18 protein-coding genes, 1 tRNA gene and 1 riboswitch are annotated in these 20030 nt (G+C 63.9%); of the genes, 6 read left to right on the plus strand and 13 right to left on the minus strand.

The window, feature by feature from the left end; all coding sequences use genetic code 11:
* Positions 1-23 precede the first annotated feature (23 nt).
* Both ACZYTC_RS01640 and ACZYTC_RS01645 read left to right on the plus strand, forming a co-directional pair.
* Positions 24-1016 (plus strand): FCD domain-containing protein, encoded by a 993-nt coding sequence (locus ACZYTC_RS01640; RefSeq protein WP_488988759.1) that lies wholly within the window; start codon positions 24-26, stop codon positions 1014-1016.
* Between the two features lie 233 nt (positions 1017-1249).
* Positions 1250-1459: a cold-shock protein gene (locus ACZYTC_RS01645; RefSeq protein WP_149253971.1), complete on the plus strand. Its 210-nt coding sequence runs from the start codon at positions 1250-1252 to the stop codon at positions 1457-1459.
* Positions 1460-2509: 1050 nt separating this feature from the next.
* Here the strand turns inward: ACZYTC_RS01645 and ACZYTC_RS01650 are convergent.
* From ACZYTC_RS01650 to ACZYTC_RS01660, 3 genes are all read right to left on the minus strand, one after another.
* Positions 2510-2586 (minus strand) — tRNA-His (locus ACZYTC_RS01650).
* A gap of 130 nt (positions 2587-2716) precedes the next feature.
* Positions 2717-3166: a phasin gene (locus ACZYTC_RS01655; protein WP_149253972.1), complete on the minus strand. Its 450-nt coding sequence runs from the start codon at positions 3164-3166 to the stop codon at positions 2717-2719.
* A gap of 571 nt (positions 3167-3737) precedes the next feature.
* Positions 3738-4118, minus strand: coding sequence for a phasin (locus ACZYTC_RS01660; RefSeq protein WP_434957809.1), 381 nt, complete (start codon positions 4116-4118; stop codon positions 3738-3740).
* A gap of 183 nt (positions 4119-4301) precedes the next feature.
* Between ACZYTC_RS01660 and ACZYTC_RS01665 the strand changes: the two genes are divergently transcribed.
* Entirely contained in the window at positions 4302-7316 is a 3015-nt protein-coding gene (locus tag ACZYTC_RS01665) for a PAS domain-containing sensor histidine kinase (protein ID WP_488988760.1), read from the plus strand.
* Between the two features lie 196 nt (positions 7317-7512).
* Positions 7513-8247 carry a hypothetical protein gene (locus ACZYTC_RS01670; RefSeq protein WP_488988761.1) on the plus strand — a complete coding sequence of 245 codons (735 nt, stop codon included), beginning with the start codon at positions 7513-7515 and terminating at the stop codon, positions 8245-8247.
* A 48-nt stretch (positions 8248-8295) separates the two neighbouring features.
* Here the strand turns inward: ACZYTC_RS01670 and ACZYTC_RS01675 are convergent, their stop codons facing one another.
* The 9 genes from ACZYTC_RS01675 to ACZYTC_RS01715 all read right to left on the minus strand — a co-directional run bounded on the left by ACZYTC_RS01675 (position 8296) and on the right by ACZYTC_RS01715 (position 16924).
* Positions 8296-9552 carry a Zn-dependent hydrolase gene (locus ACZYTC_RS01675; protein WP_434957806.1) on the minus strand — a complete coding sequence of 419 codons (1257 nt, stop codon included), beginning with the start codon at positions 9550-9552 and terminating at the stop codon, positions 8296-8298.
* Positions 9549-10391, minus strand: coding sequence for a BtpA/SgcQ family protein (locus ACZYTC_RS01680; RefSeq protein ID WP_488988762.1), 843 nt, complete (start codon positions 10389-10391; stop codon positions 9549-9551). The genes ACZYTC_RS01675 and ACZYTC_RS01680 overlap by 4 nt, the downstream gene beginning before the upstream one ends.
* On the minus strand, positions 10388-11302 hold the full coding sequence (locus ACZYTC_RS01685) for a ribokinase (protein ID WP_488988763.1): 915 nt from the start codon (positions 11300-11302) through the stop codon (positions 10388-10390). Before ACZYTC_RS01685 ends, ACZYTC_RS01680 begins: the two co-directional genes overlap by 4 nt.
* A 3-nt stretch (positions 11303-11305) precedes the next feature.
* The gene (locus ACZYTC_RS01690) at positions 11306-12094 is read right to left on the minus strand and encodes a glutamine amidotransferase (protein ID WP_434957803.1); all 789 of its coding nucleotides are present in this window, start codon (positions 12092-12094) and stop codon (positions 11306-11308) included.
* 130 nt (positions 12095-12224) lie between these two features.
* Complete coding sequence (locus ACZYTC_RS01695; protein ID WP_488988764.1) at positions 12225-13313, minus strand: phosphotriesterase family protein; 1089 nt, start codon at positions 13311-13313, stop codon at positions 12225-12227.
* Positions 13314-13315: 2 nt separating this feature from the next.
* A complete protein-coding gene (locus ACZYTC_RS01700) occupies positions 13316-14323 on the minus strand; it encodes an ABC transporter permease (protein ID WP_434957801.1) in 1008 nt (335 codons plus the stop codon).
* The gene (locus ACZYTC_RS01705; RefSeq protein WP_441770321.1) at positions 14320-15138 is read right to left on the minus strand and encodes an ATP-binding cassette domain-containing protein; all 819 of its coding nucleotides are present in this window, start codon (positions 15136-15138) and stop codon (positions 14320-14322) included. The genes ACZYTC_RS01700 and ACZYTC_RS01705 overlap by 4 nt, the downstream gene beginning before the upstream one ends.
* Before the next feature lie 86 nt (positions 15139-15224).
* Positions 15225-16166 carry an ABC transporter substrate-binding protein gene (locus ACZYTC_RS01710; RefSeq protein ID WP_434957799.1) on the minus strand — a complete coding sequence of 314 codons (942 nt, stop codon included), beginning with the start codon at positions 16164-16166 and terminating at the stop codon, positions 15225-15227.
* A 137-nt stretch (positions 16167-16303) separates the two neighbouring features.
* Complete coding sequence (locus ACZYTC_RS01715; protein ID WP_434957798.1) at positions 16304-16924, minus strand: cupin domain-containing protein; 621 nt, start codon at positions 16922-16924, stop codon at positions 16304-16306.
* A 137-nt stretch (positions 16925-17061) separates the two neighbouring features.
* Positions 17062-17242, plus strand: a riboswitch (cobalamin riboswitch).
* 43 nt (positions 17243-17285) lie between these two features.
* Between ACZYTC_RS01715 and bluB the strand changes: the two genes are divergently transcribed.
* Together bluB and ACZYTC_RS01725 are read left to right on the plus strand one after the other, a co-directional pair.
* Positions 17286-18020 carry a 5,6-dimethylbenzimidazole synthase gene (gene bluB / locus ACZYTC_RS01720; protein ID WP_441770323.1) on the plus strand — a complete coding sequence of 245 codons (735 nt, stop codon included), beginning with the start codon at positions 17286-17288 and terminating at the stop codon, positions 18018-18020.
* 27 nt (positions 18021-18047) lie between these two features.
* Complete coding sequence (locus tag ACZYTC_RS01725) at positions 18048-18728, plus strand: TerB family tellurite resistance protein (protein ID WP_434957796.1); 681 nt, start codon at positions 18048-18050, stop codon at positions 18726-18728.
* Here ACZYTC_RS01725 and ACZYTC_RS01730 read toward each other — a convergent pair.
* On the minus strand, positions 18721-19986 hold the full coding sequence (locus tag ACZYTC_RS01730) for a hypothetical protein (protein ID WP_441770324.1): 1266 nt from the start codon (positions 19984-19986) through the stop codon (positions 18721-18723). The genes ACZYTC_RS01725 and ACZYTC_RS01730 overlap by 8 nt on opposite strands.
* Between the last annotated feature and the right edge of the window lie 44 nt (positions 19987-20030).

A 20030-nucleotide genomic window follows, 5' to 3' on the forward strand; every position in this document is an offset into this window, starting at 1 on the left:
CACGATGCGAGGGGAGGGGCGGCATGGGCATCCCGGCGACAAGACGACGGTTGAACGAGATCGTCGGCGAAACGCTGGCCTCCCATATTCGCTCCGGTGCGCTGCCGGCCGGGTTCGTCATCCGGGAAAAGGCAGTCACCGATCTGTTCGGTGTCGGCCGCATGCCGGCCGTGGTCGCGCTGACCCGCCTGGAGGCGGAACGCCTGGTCCATCGCAGGCCGGCGCTGCGGGGGGTGGTCGTCGGCCTCAGCCAAGCGGTGCCGGCAAGGCCGGGTGATCTCGCCGGCCACGTCACGCTGCCGGAGGGCCTTGGCAGTGAGCTCGGGCAGCGCAACTGGCGCAGCCTGATCTATCCCACGCTCGAGCGCCAGGTCGCGTCATGCCTGCTGTTCGGACGCTTCCAGATTCGTACCCTCGCACTGGCAGAGCATTTCGGCGTCAGCCGCACCGTTGCCCATGAACTCCTGCTGAGGCTCGAACGCGTCGGCCTGGTGCGCCAGGAGGCCAATGCGCGCTGGTATGCGGGCCCACTGACACCGGCTCGAATCGACGAGCTCTACGAAATGCGCATCCTGCTGGAGCCGGCCGCCCTTCGGCAGGCCGCGCCAGGGCTCGAACCGTCGATAATCGAGGAAAGACTCGAACGGGTGTCGCAGGCGCACACCGCCGAGGCGCGATCGGATGCATCCTTGTTGCACCGGCTCGAAACGGACCTGCATCAGGACATCGTGCTGCGCTGTGCCAATGAGGAGTTGCGTGCCACGCTTTATCGCTGTCAATTACCGCTGATTTCGGTACATCTGTCTTTCGGTAATTATGGCGAGCGCACCGACATTCCTCAGATGATCGGGATGCATAAAACTGTGCTGGAACATCTTGCCGGGGGGCGGGTGGAAGAGGCGGCGCTCGCCCTAAAAAGCCATTTGTGGCACTCGCGTGGCGAGAATCCAGCACGCCTTGCGGATCTGCCCACACTCGGTCCGAAGCAGTTATACCCCTATCTTGACCCGATTTGACCTGAAAACGGCTCGATTCGAGGCGAAATCAATGTCAAATATGACGGGCACGGTCACGCTTGCATTTTTGCGCCGATATCAGCATAAAAGCCCATCGATCTCGGCCGGACGTTTTGGCTGTGTGGTTTTGCGACCACGCTCGCTGATGACCTTCCTACCAATTTCGACCCATGGAGCTTCGTGCCGCCGGTCGGTTGCAGGAAGTTCGATCGTGCCCATAGGAAAGGTTCGTCATGAGCACAGGTACCGTTAAGTGGTTCAACTCCCAGAAGGGTTATGGCTTCATTCAGCCGGATGACGGCTCGAAGGATGTTTTCGTTCACATCAGCGCCGTGGAGCGCGCCGGCCTGCGTGATCTGCAGGAAGGCCAGAAGGTCAGCTATGAGCTGGTCGAGGATCGTCGTTCCGGCAAGATGTCGGCTGATCGCCTCCAGGCTGCCTAAGCCCTGCGGGCGCGTCGCAGGACGCGTCTGATTCAATTCAAGACGGGCGAACGCTCGTTTGACGCCTCCGGCGATGGCCGGGGGCGTTTTTTTATTGCCTGAGGGCTCTGCCAGAACGGCTGGCATGTTCTCGACAAAAGTTGTTCTCCGATGCCGTCCCGACGGTTCGAATGGGTGATCCCGGCGCAGCGCCGGGGCGGCCGAGCCATCGACGTCCAAAGCCGAGAACAATCTGTGACGACTCCAGCGACTTCCGACCCCGGCAACTTCCGACGCGACCAGCGTTCGCCGACTAGGCGGACCTCCTAAGTCCCTTCTTACTCGGCAGGTTGCTTGGGCTCGCCAGCGTGATCGCCCTGGTCGCCGTCGGGGGCTGAGGTACTGACAGGAGACTGTCTTCCGCTGAGTTGGCCGAACTGCGCTGCCCGCGGCAAGGGCGGGCCGAGCGGTTCGTGGGTAAGAAGACCAGCTCCTCGACGAGCAACGCCGAAAGGCGCCCGGCAAAATCAGCACGAGCAGGCCCTGCCGCCGTCGAGCCTGAGAATCGACTCACGCAGGAATGGTGAGATTTCCACGACACGGAACTCGCGCGACAGCCGTATGCCGACATGGGCAGGCACCCACACGGCGCTGTTCGGCAGCACAACCCAGGTGCCGCGGCGATCGGTGGTGTCGGAGACGCCGCCGCTCGCCGCATAGACCAACTGTGCCCGATGATGAGAGTGGCGGGTACCGGTGAAAGAAGTTTCGTCGCCGGCCAGCAGGGATATCGAGCCTGCTTTGGTCGTGATTCCTTCCGGGCCCGATATGGCTGTTATGGTGATGGAAATGAGTCTATCCGCGCAAAATAGCCATCGAATGGTCTATTGTCGCGCTGGTGTGGGAATCTTCATCGATCGCATGAGTGAAATTGAGTTTTGCCGGGCTGTCGAGGCAAGACGCGCAGCATGATCCGCGTGAACTCGACTTGACCTGATTTAAATGACGTCAAACCGGAGAAATTTCTCGACGGTCACGTCGCAAGCACCACCACGGCATCAAGCCTTGTGATGGTACAGTTGGGTGGTCTCGAACCACCGACCTCCGGAGCCACAATCCGACGCTCTAACCAACTGAGCTACAACTGCATCTGGGCATGCGTTTAGCGGGATCGATCCGCTATTTCAAGTGTGGCACGCGGGATTTTTTAATCCGTCCCACTCAAAGAAAAGGCCCGGACCATGTCCGGGCCTCGAAAGAGCTGTACGTGCTGAAAAATCAGGCGACGCTCTTGAAGGTCTTCTCGACCTGAGCCTTGACCGGAGCGATCGCCTCGTTGGCAACCTTCTGGGCGAGCTCGCCGAATTCCTTGGTCTGAGCGGAGACGGCTTCAGCCTGCTTGCGCAGGAAAGCGGTGTTGAGCTCGATCACGTCGGAGAAGGTCTTCACGCCGAACAGGGCGATAGCATGATCGAAGGAAGCGTTGGTGTTGGTGCGAGCTGACTCCAGAACCTTCAGGCCGAGGGTCGAAGCGCCCTTGGAAGCGGTGCTGTAAGCGCCTTCGAAAGCACTGGAAGCTTCCTCGGCAGCAACCTTGATCTTGGCATAGGTGTCCTTGGCCTGGGCAGCGCCCTTCTCGGCGAAGTCACGGACGGAAGCAGGGATTTCCAGCTTGGAGAGATTTTCGAAGGCCAGCTCAGTTTCAGTCTTGTTCTTGGCGGCAACCATAGAACGCTCCTTGGGATAAGGGTGAAATTGGATTAGTGGACTTAACGAAACGACTTTGAGGAAGCGTCGGCATGACGTGCTGCAACGAGCGGCGACCTCACCTGCCGCAATCTATATCAAATGCCTTTGTGCGATGCAATAACTTTGTTGCAGTGCACAATCGTCAGATCAAAGCGCAATTTTTGGGCGATTCATGCCCAAAATTATGCCTATTGGTGAATTTTTCGCTTGGTCAGATCAGGGGTGATTGACGGGTTTTTACCCGATATTGCGCTGCAATTGCCACTTTTATGACAATTGGTGGCCGAATTAGCGCTTTGCCGCCATAGAGGAGAGACGCAACGTTACGCAGCGGAAAGTATTGCGTATCACCGCGACGAAGAGATATGCCGGGATTGCAAGACAGGGCTGTCTTTTTGCAGGGTCGCCAAGAATAGTTCAGTTATTTTGAATTATTAGCGTGCGGGGCCCAAGCAATATATTACCTCGCACCCGCGCCAGTTGAGATAGGAATGCGGCACTGCCGGGGCTGCCCGTCAGGGCAATCCCGGCCCGGCTGCCTTGATAATCTCTATTTCTTCGGCTTGGCGACGTCCGAAGCCACCTTGCTGGCCGTGGCACCAATATCCTTGGCCTGCTCGCCGAAAGCCTGGAGCTGCGCCTTGATGAAGTCGCTCTGCAGTTGCAGTACCTGTTGAGGGTCCCTGGCCTTGACGAGGTTCGAGGCGAAGTCCAGAGCAGCCGCCACGTTCTGTTCGGCATAGGTCAGGGCCTTGCGGCCGATATCCTTGCCGCCGGTCTGAATTGCATCGCTGGTGCCTTCGAGGGTACCGGCTGCCTTGTAGGCCGCGCCCATGAAACCGTCGAATGCCTTCTTGGCCTGATCGACGCTCTTTTCCGCCATGTCGCGCATCTCGGACGGTATTTCGAAGTTCGGCGGCTTGGTTGTCATTGGCGTATCCTCCGTTGCCCCCGCCCCCAGGCCGGTGACGGTGCAGGTGACGATAGCGCAGGCTTGGCGTTTTAACCATGCCTGAGATCAGCGGGGGATGACGGCGGGCCGGCGATTTACCCTTTTGTTTTCCATCTGTATTCATACTTTGTTAGTCATTTCGGCAGGTTCTTGGAAAACGGCATGATCGAGGCGATGTTGCGGACGGCTTTGATGGCCGATCAGCGCCTGCAGGCGCTGATGGACGACCCGCGCCCAGCCTTCGTCTGGCATCTGGACGGGCGTGCGCTTGCCTGGGCCAACCGCGCCGCAGCCCAGAGCCTGGGCCTGGCGCCGGCGGACATCCTGCGTCAGCAATCGAGTTCCGCCCTGGTTTCGCTCTCGCCGCAGATCGCGGCCATCGCCCGCAAACTCCCGAGGCCAGGGGCCATGCGGCTCGATCGCCTGCGCCTGCCCGGCATGGGCGCGCTCGACACCCTGTCCTGCGCCTGCCGATCCTTCGACGGTCCGGAAGGGTTTCTGGGACTGCTCGTGCAATCGCTCGATCTGCCGCGCGGACGGCGGCAGCAGAGCTGGGCTCCGCCCTCGGTGACGGATACGCTGCCGCCCTTACCGGCCGCAGGAACGGAGGCAATTCCGTCCGGTGACTCGGCTGCGGCCAAACCCTTCGAACAGAACGGCGCCTGGCGCTGGGTCGAAGCCGAAGGCGAGCGCAGCGAGCCGGCAAGGCCGGACGCTCCGCTGTCCTCGCCCGTGGAGGCCGCGCAGAACAAGCCCGCCGAGCCGTTGCCCATCGCTCGCACCAAGCCTCTTCGCTTCGTCTTCCAGACCGATGCCGAGGGACGTTTCGTCTCCGTATCGGCCGAACTGGCGCAGGCCCTGGGCCAGCGGGCCGCCGACTGGACCGGCCGGCGCTTCGCCGATATCGCAGCGGCGCATGGTCTGCGCGACAGCACGGCCATCGTCTCGGCCCTTGCCGGGCGCCGGACCTGGACCGGGCTGTCCGTGCTCTGGCCCGATGCTGCCACCCGACAGGAAACGCCGATCAGCCTGAGCGCTTCGCCGCAATTCCAGGGCGAAGGTCAGTTCGCCGGTTTCCGTGGCTTCGGCATTGCCGGTATGCCGCGGGCGCTATCCACCCCGATCGAGGCTGAAGTGCCGCCGGCGAAAGCCGCGATCGTCTGGCAGGATGCCGACCCGGCGGATGGACAGGAACCGGCACCCGCTCCTGAACCATTGTCGGTTCGTACGCCCCCGCGGAATGCCGACAGCAATGTGGTACGCTTGCCGAGCAAGGTGACCCAAGAAAAACACGCACCCGAGCGGCCTGTATCTGAAAAACATATATCCGAACGGTCTGGGCCGGAGCGGCACAGCCTGACGGCGACGGAACGGACCGCTTTCCACGAGATTGCCAAGGCCTTGGGGGCGCGTATCGAGGGTGAACGTCGGGTCGAACCGGCGAAGCAGGAAGCGCGCTCGGCCGCCGAACCCGATCAGGTTGGTCTGGAGCAACCGGTCGCTCGCGCGGAACCGGAAACGCGCCTTGAAAAGTCCGACGCCAAGTCCGCCGACCCCAAGCCCGCCGACCCCGCCGTTGCGCCGGCCCTGAGTGCCGACGAGATCCGCTGGCTGGAGGACGCCGCTTCCGAACCGGATGCAGTCTCGCCCGAAACGCTGCCCGCAGGCGAGCCAGAGCCGGTGGCGCGCCCGATCAAGCTTGGGCGTCTCGACAAGGTGCCGGTCGCCCTGATCGACCGGCTTCCGATCGGCATCTTCATCGCGCGCGGCGAGGAACTGCAATTTGCCAATCGGACTATGCTCGAACTGCTGGGCTATCCCGATGTCGAGGCGATCCGCCAGGCCGGCGGCCTCGACCATGTCTTTGCCGGCAGCGGACCCGTTGCCACGGGCGAGGATACCAATCCCGGCGTGCTCCTGAAAACCGCTTCGGGCGAGACGATCGCCGTCGACGGCCGCGTGCAGACCACGCATTGGGATGGGGAGAGCGCTCTACTCATTTCCGTTCGCCGTCCGCTCGGCGAGGTCGGTGCCGACAAGCTGCATGCGGCCGAACGGCGTGCCGACGAACTTCAAGCCGTGCTCGACACGGCGACCGACGGCGTGGTGATTCTCGACGAGCAAGGACGCATCGTCAGCATCAACCGCAGCGCCGAGGCATTGTTCGGCTATGAGCAGCGCGAGATCATCGGCAAGGACCTCCTGCTGCTGTTCGCGCCGGAGAGCCATCGCGCGGCCTTCGACTATCTCGACAGCCTACGCTCCAACGGCGTGGCGAGCCTGCTCAATGACGGCCGCGAGGTGATCGGCCGCGTGCGCCAGGGTGGCGCCGTGCCGCTGTTCATGACCATCGGCCGGCTCGGGAGCGAGAAGACGGGCGAGGAGGCCAAGCGCTTTTGCGCCGTACTGCGCGACGTCACCAGCTTCAAGAAGGCCGAAAGCGAGCTGACGGCCGCCAAACGTCAGGCCGAGGAAGCCTCTTCGCAGAAATCGGATTTCCTTGCCAAGATCTCGCATGAGGTGCGCACACCGCTCAACGCCATCATCGGCTTTGCCGAGGTGATGATGGAGGAGCGTTTCGGTCCAATGGGCAACGAGCGCTACCGCTCCTATGCACGCGACATCCACACCTCCGGCGAGCACGTCATCAGCCTGGTCAACGATCTGCTCGATCTCTCCAAGATCGAGGCCGGCAAGCTCGACCTCAGCTTCTCCAGCGTCAATCTCAACGAGGTGGTGCAGCAGTCGGTCAGCCTGATGCAGCCCCAGGCCAGCCGCGACCGCATCATCATCCGCATGGCGCTGGCCGGGAACTTGCCCAATGTCGTGGCCGATGGGCGCAGCATCCGCCAGATCGTGCTCAATTTGCTGTCCAACTCGATCAAGTTCACCCAGGCGGGCGGCCAGGCGATCATCTCCACCACACTGTCGGAGCGTGGCGAAGCGGTGCTGCGCGTACGCGATACCGGCGTCGGCATGACCGAACGCGAGCTCACCATCGCCATGGAACCCTTCCGCCAGGTCGCCTCGACCACCCTGGGCGGCACGGGTCTTGGCTTGCCCCTGACCAAGGCGCTGGTGGAAGCCAACAGGGCGAGCTTCACCATCCAGTCCACCAAGAATTCGGGAACGCTGGTGGAAGTGACCTTCCCCTCGACGCGGGTGTTGGCGGAGTAGGGGGCTCCAGCCGAAATTGGTGAGTTTGGAGGAGCGAGCCGGTATGGGTTCCTTGCCCACGACGAAAACTTCTTGCCGGGCGTTTCTGACGGTTGCCTTCGTCGTGCCTGTCTTGACTTTTCAGCTCCTTGCCGGCGCCCGAGCTTTCGCCCAAGAAGCGGCCTCCGTAGAGCCTGGAGCCGCGAGGCCAATCATCATGGTCACCGCTCAATTGGGTCAGGCGGCTGGCCAATTCTTCGCCGCCAATCCGACCATCGATCCCAAGCCCCATCTCGGGCAAGCCGAGGCCGAATTACCCGATATGGGATTTATGTTTCTCCATGCCTTCGCCGATCGGCCGGCCGAGCCTGATGGCTATATCCTGCGCTATGAGAAAGGCGATTGTGCGGTCTCCTTGCCGGCCGGACGTGACGTCTTTTTCGGGCAGACGGCTGGCTTTCTGACGAATTTTGCCGCGACATTGCCGCGTGAACCACTGTCGTTCGATCAAATGATGGCTCTGGCGCAGGAGATCGCTGCGAGGTTCGACAAGGCGGGTTGGAAGCGCCTCAATTACAATGCCGCCATTGCGGCGGAGAATTTCGGCAAAAACGGTCCCAACAAGACGCAGGAGAAGCTCGGCGAATGGGTGCCGTGCAATGAAGCCGGCCTCGTGGCCGCCATTGCCCTGGTCAATCATAGCGATGTGCGACCGGGGATGATGGAGCCCGCAGCCCTCACCGCGCAACGGCCGGCCGATGCCCCGCCTCACTATGTCGTCGAAGTCCGCTTTATGGATAGCGACATGGCACTTTACGATGAAGCCATCGCCCTGCGCGATGCACGCCGCCTTGCCGTCAACGGCGATACGGACAAGCCCCTGACGTTCAAGCTCTGGGTCGATGAGCCCGGCTGGCGTCCCAAAGACTGGCAGGGCCAATTCATCAAATAGAGCAGCCTGTCCTATTCATATAGCGTGCTCTTTCCCGACCAGGTTTCTTCACGCCGTCCTTGCCGATCCATGCGCCACCGCGATCGTCGCTTCGAGCAGCAGCCGAGCACCGTCCCTTATGCTCGCAGGCTCGACATGCTCGGCCTCGTTATGGCTGATGCCGTCTCGGCAGGGTACGAAGATCATTGCCGTCGGCGCCACGCGGGCAAGGAACAGCGCGTCGTGAAAGGCGCCCGAGACCATCCTCTTGCTGGGCAGGCACAAACGGTTGGCCGTTGCCTCGATGGTGTCGATCATCTCTGGCGCGAAGACACCGGGCGGCATGTCGAAGGCGGTGGCGATCTCGACCGAGCAGCCCTGCTTCTCACCCTCGGCGCGGCAGATGGCCCGCACCTCGCCCTCGATGGCTTCGAGCCGGCCAGCCGAGGGATGACGCAGGTCGAGGCTGAAGATCACGGCCTTGGGTATGGCGTTGACCGATCCCGGGATGGTGGCGATCCGCCCGACCGTCAGCCTCGCATCGGCATCGGAGGGCATCACGCTGGTCTGGAGTTGATGCATCATGCCGACGGCCGCCACCATCGGGTCGCGGCGATAAGGTAGCGGCGTGGTGCCGGCATGGCCGGCCTCGCCGGTGACGGTGACCTTGAGCCAGCGCGTGCCCTGGACGCCCGTGACCACGCCGATGGCGAGACCTTCCTTTTCGAGCGAGGGGCCCTGCTCGATATGCAGCTCGATATAGCCCGACAGGGGGGGGCCGAGGGGGCGCAGGGCCGCTTCAGGCAGGGATGCAAGCGTCGCGGCCAACTCGCCCGAGAAGGAGGCGCCGTCGCTCCCGGTCAGGAACTGCCATTGCGCCGGATCCGCAGCGCCGGCAAAGGCCATCGATCCCATCACGCCGGGTGCGAAGCGGCTGCCTTCCTCATTGGTCCAGGCGACTGCCTCGACGGGACCCGGCGTCTGCAGGCCTGCATCCTCCAATGCTTCGAGTGCCTCGAAGGCCGACAGTGTGCCGAGCGCTCCGTCATAGCGCCCGCCGGTGGGCTGACTGTCGAGATGGCTGCCGATCAGCAAAGGCGGCAGGCTGTCGTCACGCCCGCCGCGGCGGATGAAGAGATTGGCCATGGCGTCCTGGAAGACCCCGAAGCCTCGGGCCTGGGCCAGTTCGGCCAGCAGGCGCCGCGCGGCGCGATCCTCCGGGCTGAGGGCCTGGCGGTTGACGCCGCCCGCCGGCGTGGCACCGATGCGGGCGAAGGCCTCGAGACGCTGCTGCAATCGTTCGGCATTGATAGCCGGAGATGTCATCGGGCCAGCCCGGCGATGAAAGCGGTCACACGGGCGGGGTCGACCGGGTTCCACCATACGCCGTCATGCTTGAGGGCGCTGGCGATGATCACGCCGTCGACGATCGAGAGGATGTCGTTGGCATTGTCCGGGGTAACGCCACTGCCGACGAGGGTCGGCAGGCCGGCTGCCTCCTTGATCATGCGGATATAGCCAAGATCCGCGGCATGGCCGGTGCGTTGGCCGGTGGCGATGATCGCATCGGCGTCGAAGAAGACGAGATCCTTGACCAACTCCTCCACCGGCCGGTCGGCGACGATGGCGTGGGCGCCGTGCTTCACATGGGCGTCGGCGAAGATGCGGATGCCATGGGCGCGCAGTTTGGCCCGGAAGCGCATGGCGCGGGCGGCCTCGCCCTCGATGAAGCCTTCATTGGCGACATAGGCATTGGCCCATTGATTGACCCGGATGAAGCCGGCGCCGGCGGCGCTGGCGATGGAAAGGGCGGGGATGGCGGCGTTGGCCAGCACGTTGATGCCGATGGGACGGCCGAGTTCGCGCCGGATGCGGTCGGAGATCACCGACATATAGGCCGAGGTTTCCGGGCCGATATCGTCAGGCTTGGCGAAGGGGACGTCGCCGTGATTCTCGACGATCACGCCGTCGCAGCCGCCATGCAGATAGGCCTTCGCGTCGTCGAGGCCACGCTGGTAGATGGCTTCCACCGTCTCGCCCTGATAGCGCGGGGAACCGGGAAGGGGAGCAAGATGCACCACGCCGATGACGACCTTGGTTCTGCCATAGAGGCTCGTCAGCGCGTCGCCGGCGGCCTGGCCGATGGGTTTGGAGGAGGTTGTCATGGCTTTTCCGTTTCCAATTTCCTGATGAGGTCGCGGATCTCCGCCCGGCTGGGGCAGGACTCCGATGTGCCGCTGCGGCCAACCGCGATGGCAGCGGCGGCAATGGCGAGGCTGGTCGCCTCGACGGGCGCCATGCCGAGATCGATGCCGCCGGCGAAGATGCCGCAGAAGACATCGCCCGCGCCGCTGGTATCGATAGCGGTGACCGCCGGGGCCGGCAGGCGGCGAATGCTTCCGGTCCTGCCCTCGGCAATGAGGCAGCCGCGGGGGCCGAGGGTGACGAGGACGATGCCGGCTTTCTGGCGGAGGAGTTCAGCGGCGGCCTGCTCGGGATCGTCGCAGCGGGTCAGCGCCTGGGCTTCCCCCTCATTGACGATGACGATATCGGCCGACGGCAGTGCCGGGCCTGTTTCGGCGGGGAGAGGGCTGGGATTGAGAACCGTGCGGGCGCCGCGATGTATGGCCAGGTCGAGGCAGGCTGCAGTGGCCCTGGGCGATAGGTTGCCCTGCATCACCACGATATCGCCGGGCGCAATCCGCTCGGCGATATCCGTTTCCGCGTCGGGATCGAAGGCTTCGGCACACAGGCTTCCGGTGACGATGATGTTCTCGCCGCCGATTTCCACCAGCACCGCCGAGCGATCCGTGGGCAGGGGCTTGGCGGTGAGGCGGCCGGCGAGACTTTCCGCGGTGAGACGATCGGTGATCCAACCTCCCGCCAGGTCGTCGCCAACAGCCGCCCACAGCGTCACGTCCGCGCCTGTGCGGGAGGCGGCAATGGCCTGGTTGGCGCCCTTGCCGCCGATGCCGTCGGCGTGACCGGAGGCATTGAGCGTTTCGCCGGGAACCGGGAAACGCTCCAGCCGGAAGGTCGTGTCGACACAGACATTGCCGACGACATGCACTGCCATGGTTCAGCCCTTCGTGGTCGCCCGATTCTTCTCGGTCGCCCAAGCCAGCATCTGCTCGAACAGTTTCTTGTAGCCGTCCCAGGCGATGAAGCCCGGCGGCAGCCAATGCGGGCCGACATCGGACGTCCAGGCCACGGTGCGGCCCTTGCCGTAGGTGCCGGTCACCAGCAGCGGCTGGGAACCATAGTCGGACGAGACCGTGGCGAGCACCTCGGCGCCCGGCTTGAGCGTCACCTCGTTGTAGCCGAGCAGGATGGGCCATTCCGTGCCGAGACCCTGCAGGATCGGATGATCGGCCGCGCCGGTGACGACGGGGGCGTAGCCCTCGGGCACTTCCACCCGATCGTCGAAAGCAAGGCATTCGACCGGCAGCACGTCCTCCACCGGCGTCTTGCGGTAGCGCGCGCCGCCATTGATGCCCTGGAAGCTGAAATAGCCGCCGAACATCAACAGGCCGCCGCCGTTCTGCACATAGTCACGCAGAAGGCGCAGGCGGTTCGGGGTGGGCTTGGAGTGGATCCAGGTATCGGGATGGAGCAGCAGCGTGTTTGCGCCGATGTCGGATAGCACGACGGCGTCATAGGCGGAAAGCGCCTCGATCGTCTGTGGGAAATGGCGCTGGGCCTCATGCGCAGGCATGAAGGTCACGTCGAAGGCGCCGTCCTTCAGGGCGGCGAGAAGCTCGTCCGCGCCGGTGTGATAGGTGGCGGTCGGGAACTGGTCGAAGCCCTTGATATGGGTCGAGGTCGAGACCCAGGATTCGCCGGCGAGCAGGATCTTCTTCTTGGACATGGTCACTCCTATAGCGTTTTGCGATTTGGTGGGATCACCAAGAATCGCAAAGACGCGTTCGAACAAAGAGTTAGAGCAAAAGTGCGTTTTCGATAAAAAGCGCTTTGCTCCAGGAAAAGGGGTCGTGGGCTCACACCGCGGCGGAGAACACGGATTTGGGATTGTCGACGAGCACGCGGTCGATCGCGGCCTGCTCCACGCCGTGGCGCAGGAGGCGGGGCACGAAATGCTTGAGGATGAAGCCGTAGCCGAAGCCGCCATAGCGGGTGAGCATGATCTTCAGGAAGACGTCCTGCGACAGCAGCAGGCGGTCGGTGAAGCCCATGTCGACCAGCGCGCGGATCGCGGTGGCGTTCTGCTCGTCGGAAGGGGACTGGGCGTCCTGGTCGGCAAAATAATAGTCCATGCCGATCATGTCGTATTCGAGGAAGGCGCCGCGTTCGGCCAGGGCCCGCTGATAGGATAGGTCGGCATGGCTCGGATTCATGTGGCAGAGCACGGTATGCCTGGGATCGGCGCCCTCTGCCTCGACAATGTCGAGCACGCGATGACCGAGACGCTCCCAGCCCGGCAGATGGATGGAGAGCGGCAGGCCGGTTATCCCGGCTGCGCGCGCCGAGGCGCGCAGCGACTTTTCCTCCTCCGCCGTGAAATCCTTGCTGACGCCGACCTCACCGATGATCCCCGCCATGATCTGCGGCTGCTCTTGCCCGCCGCCGACATCGTTGACGATGAACTGCGTCACCGCCTCGACATCCATTGCCTTCAGCCAGTCCGGATGGGTCGGCTCCAGATAGAAGCCGGTACCCATGATAATCTTCATGCCGGAAGCGCGGGAGATGCGTGCCAGCTTCTCGGGTGCCCGGCCGATGCCGATATTGGTGGCCTCGATCACCGTATGGCCGCCGAGCGCCTGGAAGCGCTTGAGCTCGGACAAAGCGAGGTCACTGTCGTCGAGCGAGACATTGTCGCGATTCATATAGGGGTTCATCCGCAACTCGCCGATGATCTCGATATTCACCGCCTGCTCGGCGATCGCTTTCTCGTCCGGATGGCAGGGGCATTTCCAGGTGCGGGCGCCATCGAGCAGGATGTGCTCGTGCATCAGGGTGATGCCGAGGTCGTCCACCGGCACCGGGCCGAGCACGGTCATGGCGGTGCCGGATCGGATGCCGATCGGCTTGCGTTCGGCGGGACGGGGCTGGAACAGGTGATCCATGCTCAATGGCTCCTCATCGCGCCCTTGAACAGGCGGAAATTGAGCCAGATGGCGATCAGGATGATCGAGCCGGTGACGATCGGAGTCAGGAAGGGTGACATATGCGCCAGCACCAGGCCGTTGGCGATGACCGCCACCGTCAGGGCGCCCAGCACCGTGCCGACAACGGTGCCGCGCCCGCCGAACAGGCTGGTGCCGCCCAGGACCACCGCGGCGATGACGTCGAGCTCGAAACCCTGGCCGGCATTGGAGGAGCCGGAGCCAAGGCGCGCCGCCAGGATGACGCCGGCCGCGGCGGCCGCCATGCTGGAGAGGATATAGACACACAGCACCACGAAGCGGGTGTTGATGCCGGCGCGCCGGACAGCCTCGGCATTGGCGCCGACGCCGGTGACATAGCGGCCGAAGGGCGTCCGGTTGAAGACGAGGAAGGCGATCACCAGCACCACGAGGGCGATCAGGGCGGGCACGGGCACGCCGAGGAACCAGGCGCGCCCGATCGCAGTGAAGGGGCTCTGGGCCTCGACCGGGATCGAATAGCCGGCGGTGATCAGGAGAGCGAGGCCTCGGATCACCGACAGGCCCGCCAGGGTGACGATGAAGGCGGGAATGCGTTCATAGGCGATGAAGAAGCCCTGTATGGCGCCGATCACGCCGCCCATTGCCAGCATCAGCACGATGACGAGGGGCCAGGGAATCCCGGCCTGCAGCGAGGCCGCCGACAGAGTCGCCGCGAGCGCCAGCACCGAGCCGACCGAAAGATCGATGCCGCCCGTCGTGATCACGAAGGTCATTGCGGCCGCCACGATCAGCAGCGGTGCCGACTGGCGCACGATGTTGAGCAGGTTGGGGGTGGTGAGGAAGGCGTCGGTCCAGATCGAGAAGACCAGGCAGACGAAGATGAAGAACAGGGCGATCGAAATGATGCTGCCATTCGCCATCGCCTTGTCGCGCCAGCGCGCCTTGTGGACGCGGGGGCGATGGGCGGGGGTGGTGGATGAGGCCGTCATGCGCGGGCTCCGTTGTCCTGGGGAGAGCCGTTCTTTTGGGCGGCGCCGGCGGAGCGGGCGTTGAATTTGCGGCCGACGATGAGGTTGACCACCTCTTCGATATTGGTGTCCTCGATCCGGCGCTCGGCGACGTTGCGACCCTCATACATCACCTGGATGCGGTCGCAGACGAGGAAGAGGTCCTGCAGGCGGTGGGTGATCAGGATGACGCTGACGCCGCGGGCGCTGACGGTGCGGATCAGTTCGAGCACCGCCTCGACTTCGGCGACGGCCAGGGCGGCCGTAGGCTCGTCCATGATCAGCACGGAGGGATTGAAGGAAGCGGCGCGGCCGATGGCGATCGACTGGCGCTGGCCACCGGAGAGGTTCTCGACCTTCAGCCTGGTATCGGCGATGACGATGCCGAGCTTGTCGAGCATGTCGCGGGCCTGGTCGTGCATGCGGCGCTGGTCGAGGAAGGGAACGCCGAGGATGCGGTGCCTGGGCTCGCGGCCGAGGAAGAGATTGCCGGCGACATCGACGCTGTCGCACAGCGACAGGTCCTGATAGACCATCTCCACCCGCGCCGCGCGGGCATCGGCAGGGGAGGCGAAGGACTGCACCTTGCCGTCGATCTCGATCGCGCCGGTGTCGGGGATCACGGCGCCCGAAAGCACCTTGCTCAGGGTCGATTTACCGGCGCCATTGTCGCCGACCAGTCCCAGCACCTCGCCGGGCCTGAGCATCAGCGATACGTCGTCCAGGGTCTGGATCGTGTTGTATCGCTTGGAGATACCGGTCATCTTGACGCGGTAGGGTTCGCCACTGTCCATCATGGTTCCGCCTGGCAATGAGATGCCCCGCCCGCGGCTCGAAGAGCAGCGGGCCTGGGCCCAACTATGCGTGGGGGCCTGTCAGCCCGTTACTTGAACATGCCCCGGAACTTGTCGACGTTCTCCTTGGTCACGATCGTCACGGGAACGTTGATGATCGGCTCGACCTTCTCGCCCTTCTTGAGCTTGGCCAGGGCTTCCACCGCGGCCTTGCCCTCGCCGGCCGGATCCTGCTGGATCACGCCGGTGACCCAGCCCTGGTCGATGCCTTCGATGGCCTGCTTGGTCAGGTCCCAGCCGAAGACCTTGACGCCTTCGGTGCGCCCCTGGCTGGTCACGGCGGACACGGTGCCGAGAAGGGCCGGTTCGCCGGTGGCATAGAGCGTGGTCATGTCGGGATTGGCCGTCATCAGGTTCTCGGCCGCGCTCAGCGCCACGTCCTGCACGTTCTGGCCGTCGACGGTGTCGAGGAAGGTGACCTTGAGGCCGCTGGCCGTCACCGCCTTCTTGAAGCCATCCAGCCGCTGGTTCTGGATGTAGGAATTGAGAGCGCCGACCACGCCGATCTTGGCGGTGCCATCCAGCTTGGACTTGACGTAGTCGGCGTAGAACTTGCCGATGTCCTCGCCGGCCTTGAGATTATCCACGCCGACGAAGGAGACATTGTCGCCGTCGGGGATCTGGGCATCGATGGCGATGACGGGGATGCCGGCCTTCTTGGCGGAGGTGATGGCGGGCTTCACGCCGTTGACGTCGATGGCGATCAGGATGATGCCGTCGACCTTCTGGGTGATGTAGTTCTCGATCGCATCGTTCTGGGCGCTCGGAACATTGTTGGCGTTGAAGATGACGAGCTTGGCGCCGGCCGCCTTGGCGGCGGCCTCAGCGCCTTCGTTGATTTGGTTGAAGAACAGGGCCTGCTGGTTGATGGTGACCAGGGCGAAGGTGTCGGCCAAAGCGGACACCGATCCTAGGGACAGCGCCAGGGCTGCCGCTGCCGAGCAGCCGGCGAGATATTTTGAAAGCCGCATTTCAGTTCCCTTCATGGATGGCCCGTGCCGGGCTCATTCTCAGTTCTGACATCAGCATCATTCAAGAGACTTGAATTCATGTCAAGTTACTTGAATGGCGGTCTCGGGGATTCTTGAAACGCCGACGGCGTGAGGCGTTAGAAGGTGGCAGGCGTGTTGACCCAGAAGATGCTCGCGCGCTCCGTTCCGGTGTTGCGGTACCAATGAGGCAATTCCGACTTGAACACGAAGGTATCGCCGGCAGAGAGCTTGAAGGTACGCTCACCGACCATCAGCTCCACGGTTCCGGTCAGCACATAGCCGACTTCCTCGCCCTGGTGCTGGATCGGCCCGGCGCTCTCGCCGCCGGCCTCGATGTGGTGGATGTTGCATTGGAGGAGATGACCGGGCGAATAGGGGATCACCCGTTCCAGCGAGATGCCCTCGCCCCGGCGGAGCGGGTCCAGCGAGATCAGGGGGCGCGAGCCGGCGCGAAAGACGATACCCTCTTCGCTATCCGATTCCTCGAACATCCAGCCGATATTGGTGCCGAGGACCTCCACGAGGCGATGCAGCATGGGCAGGGAAGGGGAGGCCTTGCCGTTCTCGATCTTGGACAGCAGGCTTTCCGAACAGTCCGCGGCCGTCGCCAGGGCCTTCAGCGTCAGCCCCCTTGTCTGCCGGGCCAGGCGAAGGCGGGTGCCGAGCCGCACGGGATTGGCCTGTTCCAGGGGATCGGGGTGATCGCCGGCGCGTCGTTTGAGGTCGATCTTGTTCATTGCGCGATTGCCAGGATGCTTCATTGCCCGAAAGCCTAGCCGACGATTCTAGGCCACAAGCCTGCACCCTGTCCACTTCGCCGCCGGCCGCTCGGCATCAGCGTCCCAAACGGCTGGGCAGTCGGCACCTCCCATGCTACATCCGCAAGACCTTCGGTGCCCGCTTGCGGGAGAATCGGGAACGCGGTTTGAAGCCGCGACGTGCCCAACGCTGTAAGGGGGACTATCCGGGCAGGTTTCAGGCCACTCGCTCTGCGGGGAAGGCGTCCGGATGGGTGGATCCCGAGTCAGAAGACCGGCCGGAGGCGATAGATCGGCGCGCGTGGACGGCGCGGCGATTGCCATCGCAAGGGGAATGACGATGGACCCATCCACGGGAGCGCTTGCGCCCTCCGGGCCGTTTTCACCGGCCGAACGCGACGCCGTCTATCGCGCCATCTTCACCAGGCGGGACGTCCGCAGCCAATTCAGTCCGCAGCCCGTTCCGGACGATGTCCTCGCGCGCATCCTCGTGGCCGGGCATCATGCGCCGTCGGTCGGCTTCATGCAGCCCTGGAGTTTCCTGGTGCTGCGGTGCCCTGAGGCCCGGGGCAAGGTGCAGGCCCTCTTCGAGGAGGCCAATGCGGAAGCGTTGGCGATGTTTCCGCCGCAGAAGCAGGCGCAATACCGCTCGCTGAAGCTTGCCGGCATCCTCGATTCCCCGGTCAATCTGTGCATCACCTGCGATCCAGACCGCGCCGGCCCCGTGGTGCTCGGCCGCACCCATGACATGGCCATGGACCGCTACTCCACTGTCTGCGCGGTGCAGAACATCTGGCTGGCGGCACGGGCCGAGGGCGTTGGGGTCGGTTGGGTCAGCATCGTCGATCCCGTGCGCCTGCGTGCGGCACTGGGCATTCCCGAGCGCGTAATTCCGGTCGCCTATCTGTGCCTTGGTTATGTGCACGAAGCCTATGCCCGGCCGGAGCTGGAAGTGAAGGGCTGGCGCCAGCGCCTGCCGCCGGAGGCCGTGCTGAGCTTCGACGCCTGGGACGGCCAGCGGCCCGACCATCCCTTGCTCGCCGCCATGCGGACGGCTATGGGGAATGCTGGTTGATAGAGCAAAGCGCAAAGACGCTTTGGGGTGGCCGGCGCAGATGCGCGCCGTCTCGATCGGGTGGCACGGCCGATGGATTTCCTGCGTAAGAATGCGATCTGGATTATCGCACTGCTGATTACCAGCCTGGTCTTGCTGGAGGGGCCGAGGGCGATCCTGATCGGGGCATTCGTGGCCGCCCTCGTCGGTCTGTTCTGGCTGTTGCGCGGCAAGGCCCGCAAGCCGGCGGCGGGCCGCCGCCTCGAGACCGTGCCGAAAGTTGTCCCCCTTCCGCTCGACCGGGGTTCCGACACGGTTCGGCCGCAGGCGCTCGAGCGCGCTTCTCTCAAGACCATCGATGATCCGAGGCTCGCGGCCGTCGTCCTGATGATCCAGCTTGTCCGCACCAATGGCTTGCTGACCCGGGCCGAGCGGGACACGATCCTCGCTCTTATGGCCGATCCACTCGGGATCGGCGATCGCGAGCATGTCTATGAGCAGGCCTTGCAATTGACGGATCGCGGCCGGGTGTTCACGCCGGTCGCCGAGGAATTGGCGCCCCTTCTGCGGGCGCGCCTGTCCCTGCCGGAGCGCCAACAGCTTATCGATATGCTGGGCGAGGTCGCCAATGCCTATGGCGAGGCCAGCGATTTGCAGCGCGAGGCGATCGTTCGCCTGAAGAGACGCCTGCTTGCGCCGGATGCCGCGGCCGGGCGCCCGCTCAATTGAAATAGAAGGCGTAGCTCGCGACGTCGCCGCCGAAGATACTGGTCGCCTGGCCCCAGGCCTCTGCATCCATCACCTTGCCATTGTCGAGGAAAGGCAAGGCGCCTGGGCCGGTGATCCACAGCACCAGGTCGAAATTGCCGGGCTGCTCGAAGACCCTGGCGAGATTGACGCCCTTGGTGAAACGCCAATGCGGCATCAGCAGCTTGCCGTCCAGCACCTGCTCGACCTGGCCGAGCAGCGCAAGCCATGAGTCGATACGCTCCTGCGTTACGTCGAGGGAGGGCAGGACGCCGCTCTTCTGCCGCGGGCCGGGCAGCCATTCGTGATCGTCGTCGGTCTCCTTGCCGATCAGCGCCCAGGTCTCACGGTTGAGCCGGATTACCGTCTTGATATGGTCGCGCACCTCCAGCCACATCGCCTTGTCGGCCACCGGCCAGTCGATCGTATGCACCAGGCTGATCAGATCGGCGATAGCGTCGGTGTCACGCTTGCTCGTGCCGAACAGGGTCATGCCCAATCCGTCGCCACCATCGCCGCCATTGGCCTTGGCAAGGCCGCTGACGGCATGTGGAAACAGGCTGCCGAAGCCCGCGTCCCAGCTGCGCGACATGTCGTGCGACAACAGGGTCTTGGTCAGGGCCATCAGGAAATTGCAGTAGCCACGCAGCCATTTGGCGTCGGCAGTGTCGAAGGCGACGATGAAGGGCTTGGGCTTGCCGGCATCGTCGATGTCGGAAATGGCTGCTCCGATATGGTCGCGCTCGTCGATGATGCCGTCGCCGTTCCAGTCGAAGCGGGTGACGGAAAGATCGACCGTCAGCTTGGCGGGGCTGTCGCCGACCTCAGCCAGGGTCTGGTCGGCCTTTTCGAGATCGGCCAGGAACGTGGCGAGGATGCCGCGAAAGTCCTTATAGGTGATGGGCTGCGGATCGGGATTGGTGCTGAAGACGGTGCCCGAGAGGCCGAGCACCCGCATCGCCGGCATTTCGGTGGCGAAGCCATATTTGTAGAGGGCCTGCGACAAATGTTCGAGCGCCCGCGCCGTGCGCACCATGCCGAGGCCGAGCCTGGCGTCGGCATTGCTGCTGGCCTTGGTGGCGAGGGCCAGCATCTGTTCGTCCGCTTCGCTGATACGCCCCTGGCCGAGATAGCTCTGGAACAGGGCCGAGGCCGGGCTGTCGGCCCTGGCCGGTGCGAAGGAGAACACCACCGTCATCGTGACGGCCGCGGCCCATGTCAGCAAATAGCGCATCGTCATTCCCGGATCGGCAGGGCGCATACCGGGAATCGGATGCCGCCCGC

The sequence above is a fragment of the Labrys sp. F242 genome, from assembly GCF_057813875.1.

Bases quoted from the DNA above. Each gene is read 5' to 3' on its own strand.
- ACZYTC_RS01645 (WP_149253971.1), top strand. From the start codon at position 1,250: ATGAGCACAGGTACCGTTAAGTGGTTCAACTCCCAGAAGGGTTATGGC.
- ACZYTC_RS01705 (WP_441770321.1), bottom strand. From the start codon at position 15,138: ATGATGGACAGTGGCGAACCCTACCGCGTCAAGATGACCGGTATCTCC.
- ACZYTC_RS01710 (WP_434957799.1), bottom strand. From the start codon at position 16,166: ATGCGGCTTTCAAAATATCTCGCCGGCTGCTCGGCAGCGGCAGCCCTG.
- ACZYTC_RS01685 (WP_488988763.1), bottom strand. From the start codon at position 11,302: ATGGCAGTGCATGTCGTCGGCAATGTCTGTGTCGACACGACCTTCCGG.
- ACZYTC_RS01675 (WP_434957806.1), bottom strand. From the start codon at position 9,552: ATGACATCTCCGGCTATCAATGCCGAACGATTGCAGCAGCGTCTCGAG.
- ACZYTC_RS01655 (WP_149253972.1), bottom strand. From the start codon at position 3,166: ATGGTTGCCGCCAAGAACAAGACTGAAACTGAGCTGGCCTTCGAAAAT.
- ACZYTC_RS01730 (WP_441770324.1), bottom strand. From the start codon at position 19,986: ATGACGATGCGCTATTTGCTGACATGGGCCGCGGCCGTCACGATGACG.
- ACZYTC_RS01715 (WP_434957798.1), bottom strand. From the start codon at position 16,924: ATGAACAAGATCGACCTCAAACGACGCGCCGGCGATCACCCCGATCCC.
- ACZYTC_RS01690 (WP_434957803.1), bottom strand. From the start codon at position 12,094: ATGTCCAAGAAGAAGATCCTGCTCGCCGGCGAATCCTGGGTCTCGACC.
- ACZYTC_RS01665 (WP_488988760.1), top strand. From the start codon at position 4,302: ATGATCGAGGCGATGTTGCGGACGGCTTTGATGGCCGATCAGCGCCTG.
- ACZYTC_RS01680 (WP_488988762.1), bottom strand. From the start codon at position 10,391: ATGACAACCTCCTCCAAACCCATCGGCCAGGCCGCCGGCGACGCGCTG.
- bluB (WP_441770323.1), top strand. From the start codon at position 17,286: ATGGACCCATCCACGGGAGCGCTTGCGCCCTCCGGGCCGTTTTCACCG.
- ACZYTC_RS01700 (WP_434957801.1), bottom strand. From the start codon at position 14,323: ATGACGGCCTCATCCACCACCCCCGCCCATCGCCCCCGCGTCCACAAG.
- ACZYTC_RS01670 (WP_488988761.1), top strand. From the start codon at position 7,513: ATGGTCACCGCTCAATTGGGTCAGGCGGCTGGCCAATTCTTCGCCGCC.
- ACZYTC_RS01640 (WP_488988759.1), top strand. From the start codon at position 24: ATGGGCATCCCGGCGACAAGACGACGGTTGAACGAGATCGTCGGCGAA.
- ACZYTC_RS01695 (WP_488988764.1), bottom strand. From the start codon at position 13,313: ATGGATCACCTGTTCCAGCCCCGTCCCGCCGAACGCAAGCCGATCGGC.
- ACZYTC_RS01660 (WP_434957809.1), bottom strand. From the start codon at position 4,118: ATGACAACCAAGCCGCCGAACTTCGAAATACCGTCCGAGATGCGCGAC.